Here is a 22047-nt window from a genome sequence, read left to right as displayed (position 1 = left end):
AGAGGGATCATGACTATTGATACGACCCTGCTATTGTCGGTGCTCTCCCAGCTTACCTCTCCAGATGTTCTCCTCATGCTGGTCATTGGGGTCCTGGGGGGCATTTTCCTGGGCGCGCTGCCAGGACTGAGTGCCACCATGGGCATTGCCCTGTTAATTCCAGTAACGTTTGGAATGCAACCCGTAGCGGCGATGGTATTGCTTGCAGCCATTTATGCGTCGGCCGTATACGGGGGATCCATTACGGCGATCCTGATTCATACGCCGGGCACTCCGGCATCAGCCGCGACGGCAGTCGATGGCTATCAAATGACGCTGCATGGCGAAGGGCTCAAGGCACTGGGAACATCCACGCTCTGCTCCGTCATCGGCGGCCTAGTGAGCGTGGTGGCCCTGCTATTACTCGCGCCTCCTTTGGCACAAATTTCGCTGCGTTTCAGCGCACCGGAATATTTTCTAATCGCTATATTCGGCTTGACCATTATTGGTAGCCTCTCGAGCGATGCTCTAGTGAAAGGCCTCTCTGCCGGGCTGCTGGGTCTATTGATCAGTTTAGTAGGGGTCGATGTCATGACCGCCTACCCGCGCTTCACCTTTGGCGTGGCTGAGCTGGAGAGTGGAATTTCGTTGATTCCCGCCATGATCGGCCTCTTCTCTATCTCGCAGGTTATGATTCAGTCGGAGAAGCTGCACAGTACCCACGCCCCTAGCTCCCAAGCCCCCACGTTGAGCGGGCAGCTCTTCCCCAGCCGAGTAGAGTGGAGAAAACTGAGGCGCACGATTTCACGCTCTTCGGTCATTGGCGTAGTGGTGGGCGCCTTACCGGGCGCAGGCGGCGACGTCGCCTCATGGGTGGCGTACAACGAAGCCAAGCGCAATGCCAAACAGCCGGATCGTTTTGGCAAGGGCGAAATCGAGGGGTTGGCAGCAGCGGAAACAGCCAATAACGCCGTGACCGGCGGCGCCATGATTCCCTTACTTACGTTGGGTATCCCAGGCAGCGCGGCGACTGCCGTCATGCTGGGCGGCCTGTACATTCATGGCTTGCAACCCGGGCACGAGCTGTTCAGCGTCAATGCGCATATCGTCTATGCCATTATCGTTGGACTGCTGCTGGCTAATATATTGATGGGTATCGTCGGCTTGGCGTTGGCAAAGCAGGTTGTCAAGGTAGCGACGGTACCTTTTGCTATCCTTGCGCCGATCATCGTGATTCTGTCGGTCGTGGGTTCCTACACCATCAACAACAGCATGTTCGATGTTTATGTCATGGCCGCGTTTGGACTGCTGGGCTACCTGATGAGAAAGACCGGCTTCCCGACCGCCGCCATTGTGCTGGCCATGATTCTAGGTGCGATGGCCGAGATCGGTTTCCGTCAATCGCTGGTCATGTCGAAAGGCAACATGCTGAGCTACTATTTTGATCGGCCATTTTCACTGCTCCTCATGGGGTTGATCCTGCTGGCCCTGATCTCTCCCCTCATCCTGCGCTGGAAGCGGTACAAGGCTCAGCAGGAGGTCTAGCGCGAACCGCTCAACAGCAGCCATGGCGGGTCATCGCCATGGCTGCTCCAGCGCCTTCCCCAAACAGCCCATAAACGCCAGGCACGCCTCAAGTTCGCTTTTCTCAATATATTCATCCGGCTGATGCGCTTGAGCGATACTGCCCGGACCCAGAATAATCGTTTGTAACCCTTGGCCTTGAAATTGCCCCGCCTCGGTGGCGTAGGCCACTGCGTGGTTGCAGCACTTACCTGGCAGGTGGTCCTTGGCCAAGCGCAGTACAGCGTGGTTATCTCGGTCGGCAAGGCCTGGCACCGTTACATTCAGCGGTTCGGTCGTAATCTGTACGTCCTTGCCACGCGCCCTTAGCTCGGCACTTAACGTATCGGCATACGCTTCAAAACGCGCAAACACCTCATCAAACGTCTCGGTGGGCAGGTGGCGTATTTCCCACTCAAACTGGCACTCTCGCGCCATGATATTGATGGCCGTACCGCCCTTGATCTTGCCCACGTGGAGGCTGGTGTGGGGTACGTTGAACGCCTCATCCACTTTGCCCTCCTCCACCAACGCCGCCATGGTGTCTTCGATGAAGGTGACCAGTCGCGCTGCCACATGAATGGCCGAAGTGCCCTGGTTCACCTGACTGCTGTGCGCTTCGCGCCCTACGACGGTGGTGCGCAGATTAGTGGCGCCCTTCTGGGCCACGACGGGCTGCATGCTGGTCGGCTCACCAACAATGACGTGCGCGGTGGTTGAGTAGTGCTCGTAGAACCGTTTGATCAGCGCAGGCGCACCGACACAGCCAACCTCCTCGTCATAGGAAAAACCAAAATAGATCGGCTGCTGCAAAGGCGTTTTCACCCACGTGGGCACCATGGCAAGAGCGCAGGCAATGAAGCCTTTCATATCACAGGTGCCACGGCCGTAAAGCTTACCGTCCTGGCCGTCATGCAGGGCGAAAGGATCCGTCGACCAGGGCTGGCCTTCCACCGGCACCACATCGGTATGGCCAGAGAGCATCACCCCACCCGGCGCATCAGGGCCTATACGGGCAATCAAGTTCGCCTTGGTGCCGCAGGGGCTCATCACCCGTTCGGAGGCGGCGCCGTACTCTTCAAGATAAGCTTCGACAAATTCGATCAGCGCCAGGTTAGAGCCACGGGAGGTAGTATCGAAAGAGACCAGTTTGGTTAATAGCGCTATTGCGTCACTCATACGACTCTCATTAGTTATGCACATTGTCTCAACCCTATCATCGCCCTCGCAGAGCGCCTACTACCAATGCCCTTGGATAAAACCCAAAGCTTTTATAAAACCTTGGTCCAGTTAGCATTCATCAAAATGTCATCTACACTCACTAATGTTCAGTGCACCCACAAATCTTAAAAACGCATTGTGCCACCTGGCTCTCGCCAGGCCCAAAAGGAGCTTACATGTCTCGTTTTATGTTACGCGCGTTATCTGCCGGTATTGCCGCGGCCACTCTGAGTGTTTCTGCCCACGCCGCTACCGAGATCACCTGGTGGCACTCCATGGGCGGCGAGCTGGGCGAGCGCTTGAGCGCGCTTGCCGAAGACTTCAACGCCACCCAGGATGAGTACCGTGTCACGCCTTCCTACCGGGGCGAATACGAACAAACCATGGTGAACACCATTGCTGCCTTCCGCGCAGGCGAGCAGCCCCACATCGTACAAATTTACGAAGTGGGCACCGGCACCATGATGGCCGCCCAGGGCGCTATCTATCCGGTGTTTGAGCTGATGGAAGAGCACGGCAACACCTTTGATCCGGCTGATTATCTGCCCGTGGTAACCGGTTACTACACCGACACCAACGGCAACATGCTCTCCATGCCGTTCAACTCGTCCACACCGATTCTTTACTACAACAAAACCATTTTTGAAGCGGCTGGCCTCGACCCTGAATCACCGCCTACTACGTGGGCTGAGATGGGTGAGATGGGTCAGCAAATCGTCGATGAAGGCGCGGCCTCTTGCGGTTTCACCATGGCCTATGCGGCTAACTGGGTCGGCCTTGAGAACTTCTCAGCACTGCACAATCAATCCATCGGCACCCAGGAAAACGGCTTCGGCGGTCTGGACACCGAGTTTGCCTTTAACGGCGACGTACAGGCGCGCTTTTGGGATCAGTTGAAAGAGTGGTCGGATAGCGGCGTCTACAGCTACGCAGGCCCAGCAAACGGCCCGGACGCGGCACCCTCGTTCTATTCCAGCGACTGCGCGATGTACATGAACTCGTCAGCATCACGCGCCGATGTGTTGGCTAACTCCGACTTCGACGTAGGTTTTGGCATGCTGCCCTACTACGACGACGTAGACGGCGCACCGCAAAACTCGATCATCGGCGGCGCGACTCTGTGGGTGCTTTCTGGCCACGAAGACGACGAGTACACCGGCGTTGCTGAATTCCTTGAGTACCTCTCCTTGCCTGAGATTCAGGCCGAGTGGCACCAGGGCACCGGCTACCTGCCGATTACCACCGCCGCTTATGAGCTGAGCCAAGAGCAGGGTTACTACGACGAAAACCCAGGTGCGGATATCGCCATCGAGCAGATCAACTTAAACGAGCCGACAGAGAACTCCAAAGGCCTGCGCTTTGGCAACTACCCCCAAGTGCGCATGGTTCTGGACGAAGAGTTCCAGGCCGTACTAGCCGGCGACAAGAGCGGTCAGCAAGCGCTGGATGATGCGGCAAGCCGCGGCAACCAGATCCTGCGCGACTTTGAGGCAGCCAATAACTAAGCACTTCGCATTACTTGTCAACAAACCCCGGCTTTTATAGCCGGGGTTTGTTATAGGAGCCATCCCATACGCCCAAGTCACCGGGGCCTATGGGATGGCTTACTTCCTGGCAGCTGAGCACAGCAGCCAGCCGCACCAACGCCCGTACGACAGGATGTGTCATGCAGACCAAACGTTCCACCTATCAAAACCGGTGGCTCCCTTTCTTACTGTTAGCGCCGCAGTTGGCGATTACGCTGGTGTTTTTTATCTGGCCGGCAAGCCAGGCGGTTAAATCGAGCTTCGAGCGCACCGATGCATTCGGCTTTAAAACAACGTTTGTCGGTCTGGAGAACTATGCACGCGTTCTGGCCGACCCCAGCTACCTGAACGCGCTGGGGCGCACCGCGATTTTTTCCGTCTCGGTGACGGTGCTTTCCATGAGCCTGGCGCTTTTACTGGCCGTTTGCGTCAACCGTGTGCTGAAGAGCGCCAAGTTCTACACCACGCTTCTGGTATGGCCCTACGCCGTCGCCCCAGTGGTAGCAGGTGTATTATGGTGGTTTCTGTTCAACCCCACCATCGGCCTCCTGCCGCATCTGCTCGACTGGTTCGGTATCAGCTGGAATCACCGCGTTTCGGGCTCTCAAGCAATGATTTTGATCACCATTGCCGCCGCTTGGAAGCAGATCTCCTATAACTTCCTGTTTTTCCTGGCAGGGCTGCAATCTGTGCCGCAGTCACTCATGGAGGCAGCGGCCATTGATGGTGCGGGCCCCTTCAAGCGCTTCTGGACCATCGTGCTCCCGCTTCTATCGCCCACCACCTTCTTCCTGCTGATCATCAACATCAACTACGTGATGTTCGACACCTTCGGGGTGATCGATGCCACCACCGCTGGCGGGCCTGGCCAAGCCACCATGACATTGGTCTACAAGGTCTACACCGATGGCGTAGCGGGGCTGAATATAGGCTCCTCATCCGCCCAGTCGGTCATGCTGATGGGCATCGTGATTATCTTGACGTTTATCCAGTTCCGATACGTGGAACGCCGGGTCAACTACTAGTGCGTTAAGGAAGTAAACATGGTTGAAAACAGACCCTTTCTAAATATTCTGACCCACCTGGTGCTCATTGCAGGCGTATTGGTCGTGGCGTTCCCGGTATACGTGGCCTTTATCGCCTCGACCCACGAATCCAGCGCCTTCGTGCGTGGGGTGTTGCCGCTGCTTCCCGGCGACAACATGTTTGCATCCTACCGGCAGATGCTCAGTTCCGGTTGGCAGGTAGGCGGCACGCCGCCGGTCTGGCTGATGCTGGGTAACTCGCTGATCATGGCGCTGACAATCGCGATCGGCAAGATCGCCATTTCGATTCTTTCCGCTTTTGCGATTGTCTATTTCCGCTTTCCGTTTCGCATGCTGGCGTTCTGGATCATTTTTATCACGCTGATGCTGCCGGTCGAAGTGCGCATCATCCCCACCTACGCCGTTGTGGCAGATCTCGGCATGCTGAACTCCTATGCGGGCTTAACCCTGCCACTGATTGCCTCTGCTACTGCGACCTTCCTGTTCCGCCAGTTCTTCATGACCGTGCCGGAAGAGCTGATGGAGGCCAGCCGAGTGGATGGCGCCGGGCCGATGAAGTTCTTCAAGGACATACTGCTGCCGGTATCGATCACCAATATCGCCGCTCTCTTCGTGATCATGTTTATTTACGGCTGGGTGCAGTACCTGTGGCCACTGCTGGTCACCACCGACGAAGACTTCTACACCATCGTGCTGGGCATCAAGCGCCTGATGGCCTCGTCCGACCGCGTACCCGCCTGGAACCTCATTATGGCGACCGTCACGCTTGCCATGCTGCCGCCGGTATTAGTGGTGCTGTTTATGCAAAAACTGTTTGTGAAAGGCCTGACCGAGACGGAGAAATAAGATGGCCAGTATTACCTTGGAAGGGCTTAGAAAGACCTACGCTGGCGATGTTCAGGCAGTGAAAGGCGTCGATCTTGCGATTGAAGACGGTGAGTTTGTGGTGCTGGTAGGGCCTTCGGGCTGCGGTAAATCCACGCTGTTACGTATGGTGGCCGGGCTTGAAACGATTACCGACGGCACGCTCAAGATTGGTGATCGGGTGGTCAACAGTCTCGAACCCGCCGAGCGCGATATCGCCATGGTATTCCAAAACTACGCGCTCTATCCGCACATGACGGTGTACAACAACCTCGCTTACGGGTTGAAAAACCGCGGCTTTAAAAAACCCGAGATCGAAGAGCGGGTACGTAAAGCGGCCAAAATGCTTGAAATCGAAGAATTTCTTGCGCGCAAGCCGCGCAAGCTCTCCGGCGGTCAGCGCCAGCGCGTCGCCATGGGCCGGGCATTGGTGCGCGAGCCCGCGGCCTTCTTGTTCGACGAACCGCTCTCTAACCTGGATGCCAAGCTGCGTGTGCAGATGCGGGTGGAGATCAAGCAGCTTCAGCGGCGCTTGAAGACTACCAGCCTCTACGTAACCCACGACCAGTTAGAAGCGATGACGCTGGGCGATCGCTTAGTGGTGCTTAGCGCTGGCAAAATCGAGCAGGTAGGCACGCCCATGGAGATCTACGCGCGCCCTGCGTCGATGTTCGTGGCAGGGTTTATCGGCTCGCCTGCGATGAACATGGTGCCGCTTGAGTACCTGCAAACGCGCGGCACCCATGACCTGCTAGACGATCTTCCCGCCGAGACCGACACAGTCGGCATTCGCCCGGACGATATGCGCCTATCGCCACCCAATGCCCCCCACCTGGTGGTCGACTCCACGCTTGAGCTTTTTGAAGCCGCCGGCGCCGAAAGCCACCTTTACGTGCGGCTCGCCGACAGCGACCAGCCCACTGTGATTCGGGTGAGTGGCCAGCCGCCGGTCAACGAAGGCGAAACGCTACGCTTCTATGTCACCCGCGAAGCGCTGCACCCGTTTAACAGTGTAACCGGCCAGCGCGCGGGGGATTGACTCGCCTTTTACGAAAACAACAGCCAGTAGAAAAAGAGCAAGTAAAAAGGGGCGCTATAGGCTAGGTTTGAGAAAGCATTATTGACTATTATCCACTTTGGCGCCCCTATAGATGCGAATGGGTCTTCTACCATGCGTCCTAAACCCTCCTTACTCGATGCCCTTTACCGTACTCATGCCAGACGTGTTCAGGCCACCCTGATCCGTCTGCTGGGAGACTTCGAGCTTGCCGAGGAAGCCATGCAAGATGCCTTTGTCGCCGCAGCTCAACAGTGGCCTGCCAAAGGCGCCCCCGATAACCCTCAGGCGTGGCTGATCCGCACCGGCTATTACTGCGGAATCGATCAAATTCGTCGACGCAGTACAGCACGACGCCGGGCACATTTGCTATTACCGATGGAAGAAACCTGGGAATTCGACGATGTCGCTATCGCAGATGACTCACTGCGGCTGCTGTTTACCTGCTGCCACCCAAGCTTAAGCATAGAAGCACGCCTTGCGCTAACACTACGAGAGATGTGCGGGCTAACCACCGAACAAGTCGCCCGTGCCCTACTGATGAAACCTTCAACCGTGGCACAGCGCATCGTACGGGCAAAACGCAAGATTCGCGATGCGCATATTCCCTATGCGGTACCTGCGCCGGAGGCATTGCCCGAGCGTTTGCCGGACGTACTCCAGATTATTTACCTGGTTTTCAATGAAGGTTATTCAAGCAGTAGCGGCACGGCGGTGGTCGATATCAGCCTGACCCGCGAGGCGCTACGTCTTGGCGAGGAACTGGCAGCGTTGCTACCCCAGGGTGAAGTGTTTGGGCTACTGGCACTCATGCTGCTTACTAACGCCCGCCGGGATGCCCGCCAGGATCAACAAGGCGGCCTGGTCACACTGGAAGCGCAAAACAGGCGCTTATGGCACCAGAAGGAAATTCACACAGGTATTGAGTGGCTCGAACAGGCACTCGCCCTTACCCCTGTTGGTTTTTATACCCTCCAAGCCTCAATTGCCGCCGTACACGCCCAAGCCCATGACCCTGGGCAAACCGACTGGGCACGAATTGTTAGGCTGTATGACGCTTTATGCCGCCATTACCCATCGCCTGTCCTGACCTTGAATCGCGCGGTGGCCGTTGCCATGCATGATTCCCCAGCAACCGGATTGAGCCTGCTTGATGAGCTATCTCATCATCCTCAACTCTCTCGCTACTATTTATTGTATGCGGCACAGGCGGATTTGCTACGTCGACAGGGCAACAATGACGCCGCGCGCGATGCCTACCAAAAGGCCCTGACATTAACCTCTCAGTATCCAGAAAAACGCTTTTTGCTCGACAGATTGACCGAACTTTAAGCATCGCTATAAAAACATCGTTATAAAAAAATAATCTGCAGGCCTGTCGATTTGCGAACACGCCAGACGTCTAGAGAGTATCCACCACAATAAAAGAGACTCTCAATGAAATTCATGCTGATACGGCGTGCCGATGCGGCCACCGAAAATGGCGTTATGCCATCCCAGGAAATGCTTGCCGCCATGGCTGATTACAACGAGCGCATGATGCAAGCCGGTGTACTCGTAAGCGGCAACGGCTTACATCCAACAAGCGATGGCTGCCTGATCCAGTTCAATAACGGCACTCCCACTATCCTCCCCGGCCCTCTGGCTCCTGCCAGTGAGCGTATCGCTGGTTATAGCGTGCTGGAGACACCTTCACTTGACGTCGCTTTGGAGTGGGCACAACAGTGGCCAACGCTGGATGCCGACGGCAACGTACTCCTTGAGCTAAGGCGCTACTTTACACTTGAGGAGTTTGAGCCCGGCGCAGGCCTGGATAAGCATCACGACCATGCTCGCGTACCGGATGCCATGAATGTGTATGTCGCCTTTCCTGGCACCTGCCGGGAAGCCATGCAGTTCTATGCCGACGTGCTCGGCGGCCACATAGAGTGCTTGCTGACTTACGCAGAAACCCCAGCAGCGGAACATGTCCCCCCTTCACTGCATGACCGCATCATCCACGCCTCGCTGAACCTACGCGGTCGTCGCTTGATGGGCGCCGACATGGCGCCTGAACAGTACATGCCACCACAAGGCGTGCAGATTCAGCTGGAGTATCAGGAGATCGAGCAAGCCTCCCTAACCTTTACACGGCTTGCCGAAGGCGGAGAGGTGATCATGCCTTTTGAACCAACATTCTGGTCTGCAGGGTTTGGCATGGCCACTGACCGCTTTGGCGTGCAGTGGATGATCAATGTGTCGGCGGATAGTTGCCTTTCTACTGAAGGAGAAACGCCATGAAATATGCGGCCTTAGTGTACTACCAGGAACAACTTATTAGTGCCATGAGCGACCAGGCGTGGCATGACCTTAATCAGGAGTGCATCGCGGGGGTAGAGCGATTGAGTGCTCAAGGAAATTACCTAGCCGGTGAAGCGCTGCAGCCAATAGACACTGCTACCACGGTGCGTGTACGCAATGGCGAGACAGTGATTACCGACGGCCCGTTTGCGGAAACCAAAGAACAGCTGGCCGGTTTTTACCTGCTCGAAGCGCGTGATTTAAACGAGGCCCTACAGCTAGCCAGCCGCATTCCACCCGCGAGACTCGGCAGCATTGAAGTACGCCCCATTCGAGAACTCCCGCCCAAAGCCCAGACTGGAGAAGCATCATGAGCACCACCACTCAACGCTATATTGATGGTTTCGTCGCGGCCGTGCCCACGGCTAATAAAGAAATATTCATCGAGCACGCCCGTGTTGCTGCCGAAGTTTTCAAAGAGCATGGCGCGCTGCGGGTAGTCGAGTGCTGGGGCGAGGATGTCCCCGAAGGGGAAATCACCTCTTACTCCATGGCTGTTCAGCGCAAGGATAATGAAACCATTATCTTTTCGTGGATCGAATGGCCATCCCGCGCCGTGCATGATGAGGCGATGCCCAAGGTCATGAAGGACCCGCGCTTACAGCCGGATATCAATCCAATGCCGTTTGATGGCAAGCGGGCGATATTCGGTAGTTTTGCCACGCTTATCGATGAGTGACCAAGCTTCTGCCTGGCTTTCATGACTCTGAATAAGGGCCGCCTCTGCGTAACGTCCGGACGGCCCGTCATCCACGTTTAATGCTGGCGAGCCTGGTCAGTGATGCGCCCTTCGACCTGATAATCCACGCCACCTAACGAAACCATATAGTCACGCAACATTTCCCAGTCGGTATTGCCAACAATGGTGCTGCGCTCATCCTCATAGGCGGCTTCTAACGCGGTATGGCTGTCGCCACCAGCTGCGGTAAAATGGTTGGTGGCGATGGTGTAGGTACTTTCAGGGTCTACCGGCTGCAACATGCCATTCTGCGTCACCTTCAGGCTTACAACGCGCTCACCAACGGGTTGGCGACTGTCATATACCAACTCGGTACCGTTCGACACCTGCAGGAAACCGCCGTTTTCATCCGGGGCATTTGCCAGTCCAATCTCGAACGTTTCCAAAAGCTCCGCGCCCGTCACGCTCACCAGCGCCAGGCGATTGCCAAACGGCTGCACGGCAACCAGCTCACCCACACTCACATCACCCTGGGCGATGGGCTCACGAATACCGCCGCTATTTTGAATGGCCAGCACGGTTCCCGGGTTCACCCGGCGGGCAGCAACAAGCTGACCATCGGCAATCAGATTTCCCAGCGCCGTTTCATCGGCACGCACGCTCTGTTCATCACCCTTGCCGTGGCGGGGGTTAGGCAGGGCTGAAACCACCCGAGCGCCCACCAGCGTATCGCGTACCTCCTCAATTTTCGCGGTATACGGCGCCAAGAGGGCGGCAGCTTCGGCGTCTGGCTCGCGCTCTGCGGTGGCAAGCAGCTCCCCGTTAGCCTCCAGTACGTTGCCATTATCATCGAACGTTACCTGCATGACGCCCAGGTGCTGACCGTACTCGCCTGCCTGACCAATCACGGTGGGCGCTATCGGCTCGCCCCGGTCGTTTTCGGTTAGCATAACAGGGGCTTGCAAGTGAGTATGGCTGTGCCCGCCGATGATCACGTCCACTCCTTCCACATGCTGGGCGAGCAGCAGGTCATTGCCCATACTCGGGTCGCTGTCGTAACCTAGGTGAGTAAGCGCGACGATCTTGTTGACCCCTTGGGCTTCAAACGCTTCCACCATCGCTTCAGCGGCCGCCCTATAATCGCTAATGGTTACCTTACCGGGGCTGGAGACGGTCTCGCTGCCTTGCGTGCTTAGCCCGAAGATGCCGATTCGCTCGCCACCTTGCTCTACCACAATGCCATCGTAAAGGTGGCCAGGCTTAGGCTTATGTTCGAGCCCAGTGCTGATCGAATTGCCTAGTAGATCGGCAAACTCGGGCGAGGTAGAGAAGTCCAGATTCGCGCCCACAATGGGGAAGTCAGCGGCGGTAAAGAAAGCCGCAAGAGCCTGATGGCCCTCTTCCGGATCGCCCAGGTCGAACTCATGGTTACCGGGCACGAACGCGTCATAGCCCATCAGGTTCATGAACTCGACGGCGTCCTGCCCTTGGTATTCGGTGAAATAGAGCGTACCCGAAAAGATATCCCCAGCGTACAGCAGCAAGCCATCGCCGAACCGCTCGCGCGCCTCGTCCAGCGTGGTGATGAGCTGAGGGTAGTGGTCGGTACGTCCGTGCAGGTCATTGGTATGAAAAATGGTCAGCGTATAGGGCGCAGCATACGCCGAGGTAGTAAGCAGCCCCGCCGCTATCCCTAGCGTAATACTGTGAGGAATAAGACGCATCAGTATGGTTCCTTTTATATAAGCGTTATAGCAAAACGATAGCGTGCCCTAAAAGCCTGACAAATTGGTGACGGTCCTTATGCATGTCATTTCAGCGCACTCATTTACCTTAGCTTAAGTGATACAAAAATAGCCTTTTACCTCATTTTGCTCACGGCAACAGGCAGACTAAATAGTCCTCACTGTTCCAACCACCATGTCATGAGATAGAGATAAAACCGTCATCTTCGCTACACCCAAGTGTCATCAACAGCTGCCACTCTATGGAGCCATCACTCCATGCTAGGCAAGCTACAGCTGCGTTGCCTCTGATATCTCCTCTCTTGGGAAGCTCACAATGCACAAGTCACTCCTCGCGCTTGCACTCTCCACCGCCGCAACGCTGGCAACGACCGCCACCACCTACGCCAATGAAGATTTAAGCGACATCTGTCCTAATCCGCTGCGTATGGCCGACACGGGGATTGAAGGCATGGGGCCACTGGCAGAAGCGTTTGGCCCCTTCGCTGAGGCGTTTGAGGAAACGACCGGACTTGAGCTTAAGATGTTTAGCCTAAGCAACCGTACGGCGGCGGGAACAGCGCTTCAATATGACGATGTGGACCTGGTATTTGCCGGTCCTTCGGAATTCGTGCTGTTCGATCGCGAAAGCGATATTGAAATCCTGTTCGCCATCGAGCGCCCACACTATGGCAGCAGCTTCTATGTGCCCGCCGATAGCGATATCGAATCTCTTGAAGATTTAGCAGGCAATCGCGTAGCGCTGAAGGATGTTGGCTCTACCAGTGGACATATTTTCCCAAGCCAAATGCTGGTGGATGCCGGGCTGGATATTAACCGGGACCTGGAAATTATCATGGCTGGCGACGCGCGTATTGCTGCCCTGATCAATGGCGATGTCGATGCCATGGGCGGCGGCAATCGCGACATTGATGAGATTCAGGCAATGGATCCTAACGGCGAATACCGTGTTATCGCCACTAGCGATGTACTGCCTGGCGACCCCGTGGTTATGCGGGGCTCTTTAGATGATGCCTGTAAAACAGCACTGCGTGACACGCTAAATGCCAATGCCGATACGCTGTGGAGTGCATTGATTGCCACAGAGCGCAACGAAGGCAAATTCTTAAACCGAGACTCATCGCTGGGCTTTGACCGCACCAATGAAGATTACGACGTAGTCCGTCAAGCGTACGAAGCCGCGGGCATTCCCCTTTAACGGTTAGGTACCCAACATGCACAGGGACGTGCCGTTTAAAGGTTTCAACATGATGGCCTATAACTTCCCCCTCCTGGCAGTAACGCAGGAGGTTTTTGTATGAATGCGATCACGATTACTGACTTGCATAAATACTACGCAAAGCTTCATGTACTACGCGGCTTAAATCTCAGCGTTACTCAAGGCGAATGCGTTATTTTGCTGGGCGCCAATGGGTGCGGCAAATCGACGTTGATGCGCTGTCTCAACGGATTGGCCCCCCACGACCAAGGCAGTATCCACATCCTGGGTGAGCCGCTAACGCGCCTGTCGACAGCCCAAATGCGCAGGCTGCGCCAGAAAATAGGCGTTGTGTTCCAGCAGTTCAATCTGGTGCAAAACGTGAGTGTTTTTCAAAACGTTTTATACGGTGCACTTGGCCAGCAGCGTTTAGGACTTCTCACCAGCCTTGCCTGTTTCGCCAGTGATGAGCTGCGCGAGCGGGCGATGGCGGCGCTTGAGCGAGTAGGGTTGGCGCATAAAGCACAGGCTGAATGTCGGGCACTTTCAGGCGGCCAACAGCAGCGCGTGGCCATCGCCAGAACACTTATGCAGGATGCCGAAATTATTATTGCCGATGAGCCTGTTGCCAGCCTTGATCCTAAAGCCGGCCGTGAAATCATGGATTTATTGCTGGATGTCGTGACAGAGCGAGGCATGACGGTGCTCTGCACGCTGCATCAGCTAGAGCTCGCCCAGCAATACGGCGACCGTATTGTGGGGATGAAAGCAGGAAGAATTGTCCTGGACTCGCCACGCCAACAGGTCGAATTAGACGATATGCAGCAACTGTATCAAGGCGAGACCCGTGTCGATCAACCACTGCTTTCGACCCCTACTCGTTTAACGCCCGTTCCCCACTAACTGCCGAGAGCAGCCCATGCCTACTAATCGTCCGCTTGCGACGGCGTTGCCGCCCCGATTTAAACGACCGTCACTGTTTACCTGGGGTATTGCGCTGGCGTTTTTAGCCCTGTTTATTCAAGGCACCATGGCGACCAACGTCACGCTTGAGCGCTTGCTGCGCGGGGTCGTGAATCTGAGCCATTTTTTGGGCCGCGCTTTCCCTCCCGATCTCAGCAATCTAGATGTATTGGCATGGTCGATGTTTGAAACGCTAAACATTGCCATTGTGGGCGTGACGATTGGGGTAATACTTAGCCTACCGTTTGCCTTGCTGTCGGCGCGTAATACCACCCCCGCCTCCTGGGTTCGCACCCTAACGCGGTTTATTGTTTCGACGATGCGCACCATTCCAGATTTGATTTGGGCGCTTATTTTCGTGGTGGCCGTTGGCTTGGGCCCCATGGCTGGCGTGCTGGCGATCATCATGGACACCATTGGTTTTGCAGCGCGCTTTTTCTCGGAACGTATCGAAGAAGTCCACCCGGGCCCTTCTGAAGCGCTTAGCGCTACCGGTGCGGGTAAGCTTTCAGTGATCGGCGGCGCAATTTTGCCGGAGACGCTGGCTTCCATGACCGCGACTAGCCTATATAGCGTCGAAAAGGCCCTGCGCTCAGCGGTTACGTTAGGCCTGGTCGGCGCTGGCGGCATCGGTGTTGAGTTAGCTGCTGCCATGCGGCTTTTCAATTTTGATCGCGCACTGACTATTATTCTATTCATTCTGGTGGTCGTGATTGCCTTTGAGCAATTGTCCTCACAAATCCGGAAACGAGTGATTTAGCGCACAATCAAATATAAGCGCTTACTTATCTAAAATCGCCGTTGGCTGTCACTATAAATGCGCTAATACAGAAGGCCGCGGCGTCTCCGGAATACTCATTCAAATTCCCCTTTCACGCTTTAACTTAAGTTCAATCCCGGGCCGCCCGCTTTTACAACCCTCCCCCCTTGACTACCTTTTGACCAATACATCTGCGCATTAAAGAGGACTGATACCAGGATAAAAAACAAGGGATCCATGGAGGAATGCCCACATGAACCGACCGTGCACGATTACGTTTGATGATAAAACATTAACCGGCAACGCCGATGAACCGCTAATCGACTTTCTAAAAGCCCAAGGCATTAACTTACCCAGCGTCTGCTATCACCCCTCCCTGGGGCCTATCGAAACCTGCGATACGTGCTGGGTTAATGTTAACGGCGAGATAAAACGAGGCTGTACGCTGCGTACCGAAGAGGGTCTTAACGTTTCCAGCCAAGACAGAGAGGCCGAAGCCGCTCGCCATGAAGGAATGGATCGCTTGTTAGCCAAGCACGAGCTTTACTGCACCGTATGCGAGAACAACAATGGCGACTGCACGGTGCACAATGCACTGGTAGAAATGCAGATACCCATCCAGCGCTACGAATTCACGCCCAAGCCTCATGAAAAGGATACTTCTAGCCCTTTCTACACCTACGACCCGGACCAGTGCATTCTGTGCGGCCAATGCGTGGAAGCGTGCCAAAACGTCGAAGTTAATGAGACGCTGAGCATCGACTTTTCCAGCGAAAACCCGCGCGTACTCTGGGATGGTGGCGAAAAGATCAACGACTCAAGCTGCGTACATTGCGGCCACTGTGTAACGGTTTGTCCGTGTAATGCGCTGCAGGAAAACAGCATGTACGGCCAGACAGGCCCGCTGACCGCACTGCCCTGGTCGCTTAAACGGCCGATGATTGAAATAGTCAAGGAAGTCGAAAACACCACCAGCGCCATACCCATCACCGGTGTTTCAGAACTGGATGCCGCTTTGCGCGAGCCGGGCATCAAACGTACAAAAACGGTATGCACCTACTGCGGTGTAGGCTGCGCGTTTGAGATGTGGACCCGTGATCGCAACATTCTTAAGGTTCAGCCCACGCCAGATGCCCCGGCTAACGGTATCTCCACCTGCATCAAGGGCAAATTTGCCTGGGACTTTGTAAACAGTGAAAAACGCCTCACGACACCGCTGATTCGGGAAAAGGGTCAGTTCCGTGAAGCCAGTTGGGACGAAGCGCTGGATCTGGTGGCGAGCCAACTGATAAGCGTGCGCGACACCCACGGCCCACAGAGCGTGGGCTTTATTGGCTCCAGTAAAGCCAGCAACGAAGAGGCCTACCTAACGCAGAAAATTGCCCGGCTGATTATTGGTACCAACAGCGTGGATAACTCATCCCGCTACTGCCAAAACCCGGCGACTAAAGGGCTTTTCCGCACTGTGGGTTACGGTGGCGACGCCGGTACCATCAAGGACATAGAGCAGGCTGAAGTAATGGTGCTGGTAGGCAGTAATACCGCCGAAAACCACCCAGTGATTGCCTCGCGCATCAAGTCCTCACAGAAGCTGCATGGCCAAAAGCTGGTGGTGTTCGACCCGCGCAAACATGAAATGGCCGAGCGGGCGAATCTTTTCATGCGCCCCAATGTCAGCACCGATTTAATCTGGGCGTCGGCGCTATCACGCTATATGTTCGATAACGACCTGGCCGACCATGAATTCCTCGGGCGCTGGGTCAATAACGTCGATGAGTATCGTGAATCGCTGACGCCGTTTACGCTTGATTTTGCCGAGCAGAAAACCGGCATTCCCAAACAGCAATTGATTGAGGCCGCTGAATTAATCGGCCGGGCAAAACGTGTCTGCCTGCTATGGGCCATGGGAATTACGCAGCATAGCCACGGTTCGGATACCAGCACCGCGCTCTCCAACCTGCTGTTGGTCACGGGTAACTACGGCAAACCGGGCACCGGTGGCTACCCCATGCGCGGTCATAACAATGTGCAGGGGGCCAGCGACTTTGGCTGCCTGCGCAATATGTATCCAGGCTATGAAAAGGTTACCGACGAAGACGCCCGTAAGCGGTGGGCCAAAGGGTGGGGCGTTAAGCCTGAACAGCTCTCCAGTGAAATCGGTTATGGCAACTTCCTGATGGTGCAAGCCGCCGCCGAGGACAAGCTTAAAGCCATGTACATTATTGGCGAGGAAACGGCCTTCTCCGACTCCAATACCCATAACGTCCATTCCGCGTTTGAAAGTCTCGATTTTATGGTAGTGCAGGATGTCTTCTTGAGCCGTACCGCAGAGTTTGCCGATGTCGTGCTGCCCGCCTGCCCCAGCGTCGAGAAAGACGGCTCCTTTGTTAATACCGAGCGGCGTATTCAGCGCTTCTACCAAGTGCTTGATCCACTGGGCGACAGCCGCCCAGATTGGCGTATTTTAACGGACCTTGCCGCGCAAATGGGCCACGACTGGGGCTATAACCACCCCTCCGAGATCATGGCAGAGTGCGCATCTATATCCCCCATGTTCGCGGGGGTCAGCTACGAGCGCCTGGAAGGCTGGAAGTCGTTGCTCTGGCCGGTTGCCGAGGACGGCACCGATACGCCACTGCTGTATACCGATGGATTTCCGACGGAGGATGGCAAAGCTAGCCTGTTTCCGCTGGAGTGGAAAGAGCCTTCAGAGGCCTCGGATAAAGAGTACGGCCTAATGTTGAACAACGGTCGTCTGTTGGAACAGTTTCAGGGAACCAATCAGACTGGCCGCTCGCCGGGTATTTGTGACCAGGTAGCCCATGGGTTTGTTGAAGTTAGCCCCGAGCTTGCCGCCGAGCGCGGGATCGAAGACGGCACATGGGTCAAGATAGCTTCACGTCGGGATAGCATTGAGTTTCCAGCTATCGTCACCGAGCGTGCCGCAGGAAAAACTCTTTTTATGCCCATTCACTTCGGCAAACTGGGGGTTAACTCGCTGACCGGCGAACATAACGACCCCGATGTGCAAACACCTGCCTATAAGGAAGTTGCCGTAAAGCTTGAAGTGCTCGACAAACACACCGCCCTCCCGCTCCCCAGTAACAACTACCGCTACGGCCACCGTACGCCCAATAAGGGCGTTGCGGTCGAGGTCAAATGGGCAAAGGATGACTACCAGCTTCCGCCTGCCCAGCAAACCAATCCGAGGAAAATGTGATGGCCGAACGAATTTCCTACGACGTGCCGCCGCCTACTATCGGCCCGGATGCTCAGGAGGAACTTGATAGGCTGGTGCAAACGCTCCATGAGCACGGTCTGCTGCGGTTTGCCAATGACATGGTTGCCTCTAATCATGAGCTAATGCGTATTGCGGTAGACGGGTTAAATAAACCCGGCTCGCTTAACACTATTCAGAACTTATCGGTCATCGTGATGACGCTTTCAACGCTACCACCAGATCGGTTTTACCAAGTGATATTTGCGCTTAAAGAGGGAATTGAGCAGGTTGGCAACCATCGCCATGAGGACAAGGCCAAGCACAAGGAGCAAGCACGAAGCCAGGACAAAGAGAAAGAAGAAAAAGACAGCGCCCCCGGCATCACCGGGGTGTATCACATGCTCAAAGATGACGAGCTGTGGTATGCCCTTAAACCGATTCTGGCAGGCCTGCGGGCTTTTTCCGAGCGGCTGGACCAGCCCATAGATAAACCGGTGACGGATTTCACCAGCAAGCCTACCGAAGGGCCTTAAACATATTGCTTAAGGCTGTGTATGGTTATTAACGGTGGCGTGAGTTTAATCCTTCTCAAGATAGACAGTCCGAGAGGGGAAGGCAAAATCGGCGTCATGACCATGCACGATAGTGATGATATTAAGGTAGATATCTTGCTGGATCGCCAGCCATTCAGCCCATTTCGTGGTCCTGGTAAAACCATAGACCATAATATTTAGTGAGGAATCCGCAAATTCGTTGAAGTAGACGAGGAGAGTCTGCGTGAAATCAATGCCGTCGTGCTTCTGAAGCATCGCGCGAATATCGTTGACGACGGCGGCAACCTTGTCGGCATCCTCGTACCTGAGGCCGACCGTAGTACTGATGCGCCTGTTACGCATCTGCCCCGGATTTTCGACGCTGATCGTTGAGAAAACGGAGTTAGGGACGAAGAGCGGGCGGTTATCGAAGGTGATGATCTTCGTCATTCTCCAACCGATTTCCTCGACGGTACCCTCAATATTACGGTCTGGAGAACGAATCCAGTCGCCAAACTTGAAGGGGCGGTCGAAATAGAGCATCACGCCGGAGAAAACATTGCTTAGAACATCCCGTCCGGCAATACCGATGGCGATACCGCCGAAGCCGCCAAAGGCCAAGAGGCCCGAAAAGCTCAGGCCCAGATGTTCACTGAACAAAAGCAGTAACACCAGCACCATTGCAAGTTTAAGGATGCGAGCGATGCTTGTGGCCGAGGTTTTATCGCTTCCCTTCGTTACCTGATCGGCCGTCAGGCGGTTAATCAGCAGGAAGGTTTGCTGCATGGCGGTCAGACCAATAGCCACCAAGGTCAGGTCGTCAATGATATCCGGCTTTATGGCGGAGACCTTCCTGTCGACCAGTATCTGATTGATGGTCTTATTCAGAGTCAGCAGGAAACCCGCATTCGCGGCGAACAGAACAACGTGAACGGAGATGCTGTGGGACCAGCTCTTTCTTTTCCGCATGATAAAACCGGAGGCCAGCGCGACCGTCAGAAAAGCTATCAAGAGCCCCGCATTTATCCAGTCGTTGATCATCATGTTTCCGTTCCTTGTTCCAGGAGCCGCCAATTTCGCCCAGCTTCATCGCCATGTAAAACCAGTGTTCATTCATGAATACCCATCCAAGCATGGCAAATCTTCTTTATTAAAACGTCATTAGAGCCTAATAAAACATACCACTTCTTAGCAACGCACTACCAATATGCTCAAGCAACATCACAGAACGTAGTGGCATGCGCCCACGGCTCTTTTTAGTTGTCCGTGAAAACCCTATTGTCCTAATAACACTGCAGCACACCCAACGGTAAAAAAAATAGCCAACGAATCTTTTATTATAAAATTCCTCTTTCAGTTGCTTTTATCAGGTTGTAATCTATTAATAATAACGCCGTTAAAAAGCAGGCCTATCAATAAGTAAACAAACGGCGATTGATATTTATGTCACTAGTTTTTCACTGTCCTGACTTGGCAATGTCATCGTTACCGGCCACACTAAGTTAAAATATGATTAAGGGGCGTATCGTTTATGCGGCTATGTATTGTGAGTGAAACGTGGTCACCCGATATTAATGGCGTTGCGCACACGCTAAGCCGCATTAACCACGAACTGCACCAGCAGGGCGTAACGGTCGACGTGATTCGCCCGCGCCCCAAAGTACCCGGAAGCGCTACGCATATTGCCCAGGAAATGCAGGTTAAATCTGTCGCTTTACCTGGCTATGCGGAAGTACAGGTAGGCTTGGTAACGCCCGCTAAGCTGCGCCGTTTCTGGCGTAAGTACCGTCCTGATACGATCTATCTTGCTACCCAAGGCCCGCTTGGCTGGGCGGCACGACATGCGGCGAGGCAACTCAATATTCCTCTGGTGGCGGGCTGGCATACCAACTTTGACCACTACTGCCACGATTACGGTGTGTCGTGGTTATCCTCTGCCACGCGGCGCTATTTACGCTACTTTCATAATGGTTGTACCACCACGCTGGTCCCCACCCATTTACAAGCCGAGACGCTACGCCGCCAAGGCATTCACGGTGTTAAGGTGCTGTCGCGCGGGATCGACGGAGAGCGCTTTTCACCCGCTTTTCGGGATAGCGCGTTACGCCGCCAATGGGGAGTGAGTGACCATCAGCCAGTGGCCATTTATGTCGGTCGTTTAGCCGCTGAGAAAAACCTCTCGCTACTCCAGGAAACACTGCAAGCCATGCGTGAAGTGCGCCCGGATATGGCCCAGGTCATTGTGGGCGATGGCCCAGCGCGTGCGCAGCTTGAAAAGGCGCTACCTGATGCACACTTCACCGGGTTCGTCGATAAACATGAATTAGCCCGCCACTATGCCAGCGCCGATATCTTTGTCTTCCCTTCGCTGTCAGAAACCTGGGGTAATGTGATTACGGAAGCCATGGCCAGTGGTCTGGCTGTTGTGGCCTATCGATACGCAGCAAGCGCTGAACTGATCGAAAATGATCAAAACGGCATGACGATAGCGCTTGATGATGGCGACGCGTTTCAGCAAGCGGCCGTCGAGCTCTGCCAACACCCCGCCGACTATGCACGGCTAGGGCGTGTTGCGCGCCTTCGCGCACTTGAGCAAAGCTGGTCGGGCATTGCAGACCAGTTTATGCAGTACCTTCAGCAAGCCCAGGAGAATTACCATGCGTCCGCGCCCGCTTGTCGTATTCGATCGTCTTGATTTGCTGGAGTGGCGCCTCTGCCAGCGGGTGACACGACTCAACCTGTTTCGCCCGTGGCGAATTCTCTTGCAAGCCGCCAGTCGAATAGGTGACTGGCCTATCTGGGTACTGCTGATAGCCGCTCAGCCTTGGCTACAGCCGGATGGAACCTGGCGTATGGTGCAATACGCCAGCATCGCACTGCTGGCGATGGCAGTATACCGCCTGGTCAAAACGCGCCTGTGCCGCGAGCGGCCTTTTATCACCTACCTGGGGGGCGTGCATTGCGGGGAGCCTGCGCGTGACCGTTACAGCTTCCCTAGCGGCCACACCATGCATGCCATGCTGTTCAGCGTACTGGTGGCAGTCCATACGCCGTGGTTGCTGCCTTTAGTAGTGCCTTTGGCCTTACTGATTGCGATTTCTCGTGTTGGGCTTGGATTACACTACATTAGCGATGTTCTTGCAGGCGCCGCTATGGGTTATGGCTTTGCTCTACTTAGCCTCTATTGGGCAGGCTAAACATTAACTATTCGCCAATTTAACCACGACGCACTACGTTAAAACCAACCCTGTCATTTACTTGGTCTTGCGAAGACGGCATACGCCCTCTCGCATTCATTATCGGACGCATGGTGCCCGACAGAGGCCGTGGCCGCTGGCAGAAAAAATAGCCCG

The 22047-nt window shown here is 55.1% G+C and carries 19 protein-coding genes; 16 read left to right on the top strand and 3 right to left on the bottom strand.

The genetic code is table 11. The annotated features are described in order from the left end of the window. Positions 1-9: 9 nt before the first annotated feature. Positions 10-1524, top strand: a complete 1515-nt coding sequence (locus ACT3RU_RS09750) for a tripartite tricarboxylate transporter permease (protein WP_193053609.1) — start codon at positions 10-12, stop codon at positions 1522-1524. A 30-nt stretch (positions 1525-1554) separates the two neighbouring features. On the opposite strand, the gene argE is transcribed toward ACT3RU_RS09750, so the two are convergent. Then, positions 1555-2721: an acetylornithine deacetylase gene (gene argE, locus ACT3RU_RS09745; RefSeq protein WP_193053610.1), complete on the bottom strand. Its 1167-nt coding sequence runs from the start codon at positions 2719-2721 to the stop codon at positions 1555-1557. 218 nt (positions 2722-2939) lie between these two features. On the opposite strand from argE, the gene ugpB reads away from it, so the two are divergent. From ugpB to ACT3RU_RS09705, 8 genes are all read left to right on the top strand, one after another. Next, positions 2940-4268 (top strand): sn-glycerol-3-phosphate ABC transporter substrate-binding protein UgpB, encoded by a 1329-nt coding sequence (gene ugpB, locus ACT3RU_RS09740; RefSeq protein ID WP_193053611.1) that lies wholly within the window; start codon positions 2940-2942, stop codon positions 4266-4268. 161 nt (positions 4269-4429) lie between these two features. Then, the gene (ugpA, locus tag ACT3RU_RS09735; RefSeq protein ID WP_193053612.1) at positions 4430-5314 is read left to right on the top strand and encodes a sn-glycerol-3-phosphate ABC transporter permease UgpA; all 885 of its coding nucleotides are present in this window, start codon (positions 4430-4432) and stop codon (positions 5312-5314) included. An 18-nt stretch (positions 5315-5332) separates the two neighbouring features. After that, positions 5333-6181: a sn-glycerol-3-phosphate ABC transporter permease UgpE gene (gene ugpE, locus ACT3RU_RS09730; protein ID WP_193053613.1), complete on the top strand. Its 849-nt coding sequence runs from the start codon at positions 5333-5335 to the stop codon at positions 6179-6181. 1 nt (position 6182) lies between these two features. After that, the gene (locus ACT3RU_RS09725) at positions 6183-7238 is read left to right on the top strand and encodes a sn-glycerol-3-phosphate import ATP-binding protein UgpC (protein ID WP_483392664.1); all 1056 of its coding nucleotides are present in this window, start codon (positions 6183-6185) and stop codon (positions 7236-7238) included. A 132-nt stretch (positions 7239-7370) separates the two neighbouring features. Further along, entirely contained in the window at positions 7371-8588 is a 1218-nt protein-coding gene (locus ACT3RU_RS09720) for an RNA polymerase sigma factor (protein WP_483392663.1), read from the top strand. Positions 8589-8693: 105 nt separating this feature from the next. Then, positions 8694-9536: a YciI family protein gene (locus ACT3RU_RS09715; RefSeq protein ID WP_193056564.1), complete on the top strand. Its 843-nt coding sequence runs from the start codon at positions 8694-8696 to the stop codon at positions 9534-9536. After that, on the top strand, positions 9533-9910 hold the full coding sequence (locus tag ACT3RU_RS09710; RefSeq protein ID WP_193056565.1) for a YciI family protein: 378 nt from the start codon (positions 9533-9535) through the stop codon (positions 9908-9910). The genes ACT3RU_RS09715 and ACT3RU_RS09710 overlap by 4 nt, the downstream gene beginning before the upstream one ends. Beyond that, complete coding sequence (locus tag ACT3RU_RS09705) at positions 9907-10275, top strand: DUF1428 domain-containing protein (RefSeq protein WP_193053616.1); 369 nt, start codon at positions 9907-9909, stop codon at positions 10273-10275. The genes ACT3RU_RS09710 and ACT3RU_RS09705 overlap by 4 nt, the downstream gene beginning before the upstream one ends. 77 nt (positions 10276-10352) lie before the next feature. On the opposite strand, the gene ACT3RU_RS09700 is transcribed toward ACT3RU_RS09705, so the two are convergent. Further along, positions 10353-11999 carry a bifunctional metallophosphatase/5'-nucleotidase gene (locus ACT3RU_RS09700; protein ID WP_193056566.1) on the bottom strand — a complete coding sequence of 549 codons (1647 nt, stop codon included), beginning with the start codon at positions 11997-11999 and terminating at the stop codon, positions 10353-10355. Between the two features lie 337 nt (positions 12000-12336). Between ACT3RU_RS09700 and phnD the strand changes: the two genes are divergently transcribed. The 5 genes from phnD (at position 12337) to ACT3RU_RS09675 (ending at position 18694) form a co-directional block, all read left to right on the top strand. Next, positions 12337-13218 carry a phosphate/phosphite/phosphonate ABC transporter substrate-binding protein gene (gene phnD, locus ACT3RU_RS09695; RefSeq protein ID WP_193056567.1) on the top strand — a complete coding sequence of 294 codons (882 nt, stop codon included), beginning with the start codon at positions 12337-12339 and terminating at the stop codon, positions 13216-13218. 99 nt (positions 13219-13317) lie between these two features. Continuing rightward, positions 13318-14121, top strand: coding sequence for a phosphonate ABC transporter ATP-binding protein (gene phnC, locus ACT3RU_RS09690; RefSeq protein WP_193056568.1), 804 nt, complete (start codon positions 13318-13320; stop codon positions 14119-14121). A 16-nt stretch (positions 14122-14137) separates the two neighbouring features. Next, on the top strand, positions 14138-14941 hold the full coding sequence (gene phnE, locus ACT3RU_RS09685; RefSeq protein ID WP_193056569.1) for a phosphonate ABC transporter, permease protein PhnE: 804 nt from the start codon (positions 14138-14140) through the stop codon (positions 14939-14941). 253 nt (positions 14942-15194) lie between these two features. Then, positions 15195-18161, top strand: coding sequence for a formate dehydrogenase subunit alpha (gene fdhF, locus ACT3RU_RS09680; protein WP_193056570.1), 2967 nt, complete (start codon positions 15195-15197; stop codon positions 18159-18161). After that, entirely contained in the window at positions 18161-18694 is a 534-nt protein-coding gene (locus tag ACT3RU_RS09675) for a helical membrane plugin domain-containing protein (RefSeq protein ID WP_441678152.1), read from the top strand. The genes fdhF and ACT3RU_RS09675 overlap by 1 nt, the downstream gene beginning before the upstream one ends. A 45-nt stretch (positions 18695-18739) precedes the next feature. Here ACT3RU_RS09675 and ACT3RU_RS09670 read toward each other — a convergent pair whose 3' ends face one another. Then, positions 18740-19738: a mechanosensitive ion channel family protein gene (locus ACT3RU_RS09670; RefSeq protein WP_441678150.1), complete on the bottom strand. Its 999-nt coding sequence runs from the start codon at positions 19736-19738 to the stop codon at positions 18740-18742. 487 nt (positions 19739-20225) lie between these two features. Here ACT3RU_RS09670 and ACT3RU_RS09665 point away from each other — a divergent pair, with 487 nt between their 5' ends. Together ACT3RU_RS09665 and ACT3RU_RS09660 are read left to right on the top strand one after the other, a co-directional pair. Beyond that, positions 20226-21389, top strand: coding sequence for a glycosyltransferase family 4 protein (locus tag ACT3RU_RS09665; protein ID WP_483392662.1), 1164 nt, complete (start codon positions 20226-20228; stop codon positions 21387-21389). Then, complete coding sequence (locus ACT3RU_RS09660; protein ID WP_087108870.1) at positions 21352-21891, top strand: phosphatase PAP2 family protein; 540 nt, start codon at positions 21352-21354, stop codon at positions 21889-21891. Before ACT3RU_RS09665 ends, ACT3RU_RS09660 begins: the two co-directional genes overlap by 38 nt. Positions 21892-22047 lie beyond the last annotated feature (156 nt).

Origin of the sequence: Halomonas sp. TP35, assembly GCF_052375975.1 — a bacterium.
GTDB lineage: Bacteria > Pseudomonadota > Gammaproteobacteria > Pseudomonadales > Halomonadaceae > Vreelandella > Vreelandella citrativorans.
Note: the sequence above shows the minus strand (reverse complement) of the source record. Positions and strands in the feature narration are given on the sequence as shown.

What these genes read in the sequence shown, in the direction of transcription:
- ACT3RU_RS09665 (WP_483392662.1), top strand. Translation starts at nt 20,226, where the DNA reads ATGCGGCTATGTATTGTGAGTGAAACGTGGTCACCCGATATTAATGGC.
- ACT3RU_RS09710 (WP_193056565.1), top strand. Translation starts at nt 9,533, where the DNA reads ATGAAATATGCGGCCTTAGTGTACTACCAGGAACAACTTATTAGTGCC.
- ugpA (WP_193053612.1), top strand. Translation starts at nt 4,430, where the DNA reads ATGCAGACCAAACGTTCCACCTATCAAAACCGGTGGCTCCCTTTCTTA.
- ACT3RU_RS09660 (WP_087108870.1), top strand. Translation starts at nt 21,352, where the DNA reads ATGCGTCCGCGCCCGCTTGTCGTATTCGATCGTCTTGATTTGCTGGAG.
- phnC (WP_193056568.1), top strand. Translation starts at nt 13,318, where the DNA reads ATGAATGCGATCACGATTACTGACTTGCATAAATACTACGCAAAGCTT.
- ACT3RU_RS09725 (WP_483392664.1), top strand. Translation starts at nt 6,183, where the DNA reads ATGGCCAGTATTACCTTGGAAGGGCTTAGAAAGACCTACGCTGGCGAT.
- ACT3RU_RS09700 (WP_193056566.1), bottom strand. Translation starts at nt 11,999, where the DNA reads ATGCGTCTTATTCCTCACAGTATTACGCTAGGGATAGCGGCGGGGCTG.
- phnE (WP_193056569.1), top strand. Translation starts at nt 14,138, where the DNA reads ATGCCTACTAATCGTCCGCTTGCGACGGCGTTGCCGCCCCGATTTAAA.
- ugpB (WP_193053611.1), top strand. Translation starts at nt 2,940, where the DNA reads ATGTCTCGTTTTATGTTACGCGCGTTATCTGCCGGTATTGCCGCGGCC.
- ACT3RU_RS09675 (WP_441678152.1), top strand. Translation starts at nt 18,161, where the DNA reads ATGGCCGAACGAATTTCCTACGACGTGCCGCCGCCTACTATCGGCCCG.
- ACT3RU_RS09670 (WP_441678150.1), bottom strand. Translation starts at nt 19,738, where the DNA reads ATGATGATCAACGACTGGATAAATGCGGGGCTCTTGATAGCTTTTCTG.
- ACT3RU_RS09705 (WP_193053616.1), top strand. Translation starts at nt 9,907, where the DNA reads ATGAGCACCACCACTCAACGCTATATTGATGGTTTCGTCGCGGCCGTG.
- ACT3RU_RS09750 (WP_193053609.1), top strand. Translation starts at nt 10, where the DNA reads ATGACTATTGATACGACCCTGCTATTGTCGGTGCTCTCCCAGCTTACC.
- ugpE (WP_193053613.1), top strand. Translation starts at nt 5,333, where the DNA reads ATGGTTGAAAACAGACCCTTTCTAAATATTCTGACCCACCTGGTGCTC.
- fdhF (WP_193056570.1), top strand. Translation starts at nt 15,195, where the DNA reads ATGAACCGACCGTGCACGATTACGTTTGATGATAAAACATTAACCGGC.
- ACT3RU_RS09715 (WP_193056564.1), top strand. Translation starts at nt 8,694, where the DNA reads ATGAAATTCATGCTGATACGGCGTGCCGATGCGGCCACCGAAAATGGC.
- phnD (WP_193056567.1), top strand. Translation starts at nt 12,337, where the DNA reads ATGCACAAGTCACTCCTCGCGCTTGCACTCTCCACCGCCGCAACGCTG.
- argE (WP_193053610.1), bottom strand. Translation starts at nt 2,721, where the DNA reads ATGAGTGACGCAATAGCGCTATTAACCAAACTGGTCTCTTTCGATACT.
- ACT3RU_RS09720 (WP_483392663.1), top strand. Translation starts at nt 7,371, where the DNA reads ATGCGTCCTAAACCCTCCTTACTCGATGCCCTTTACCGTACTCATGCC.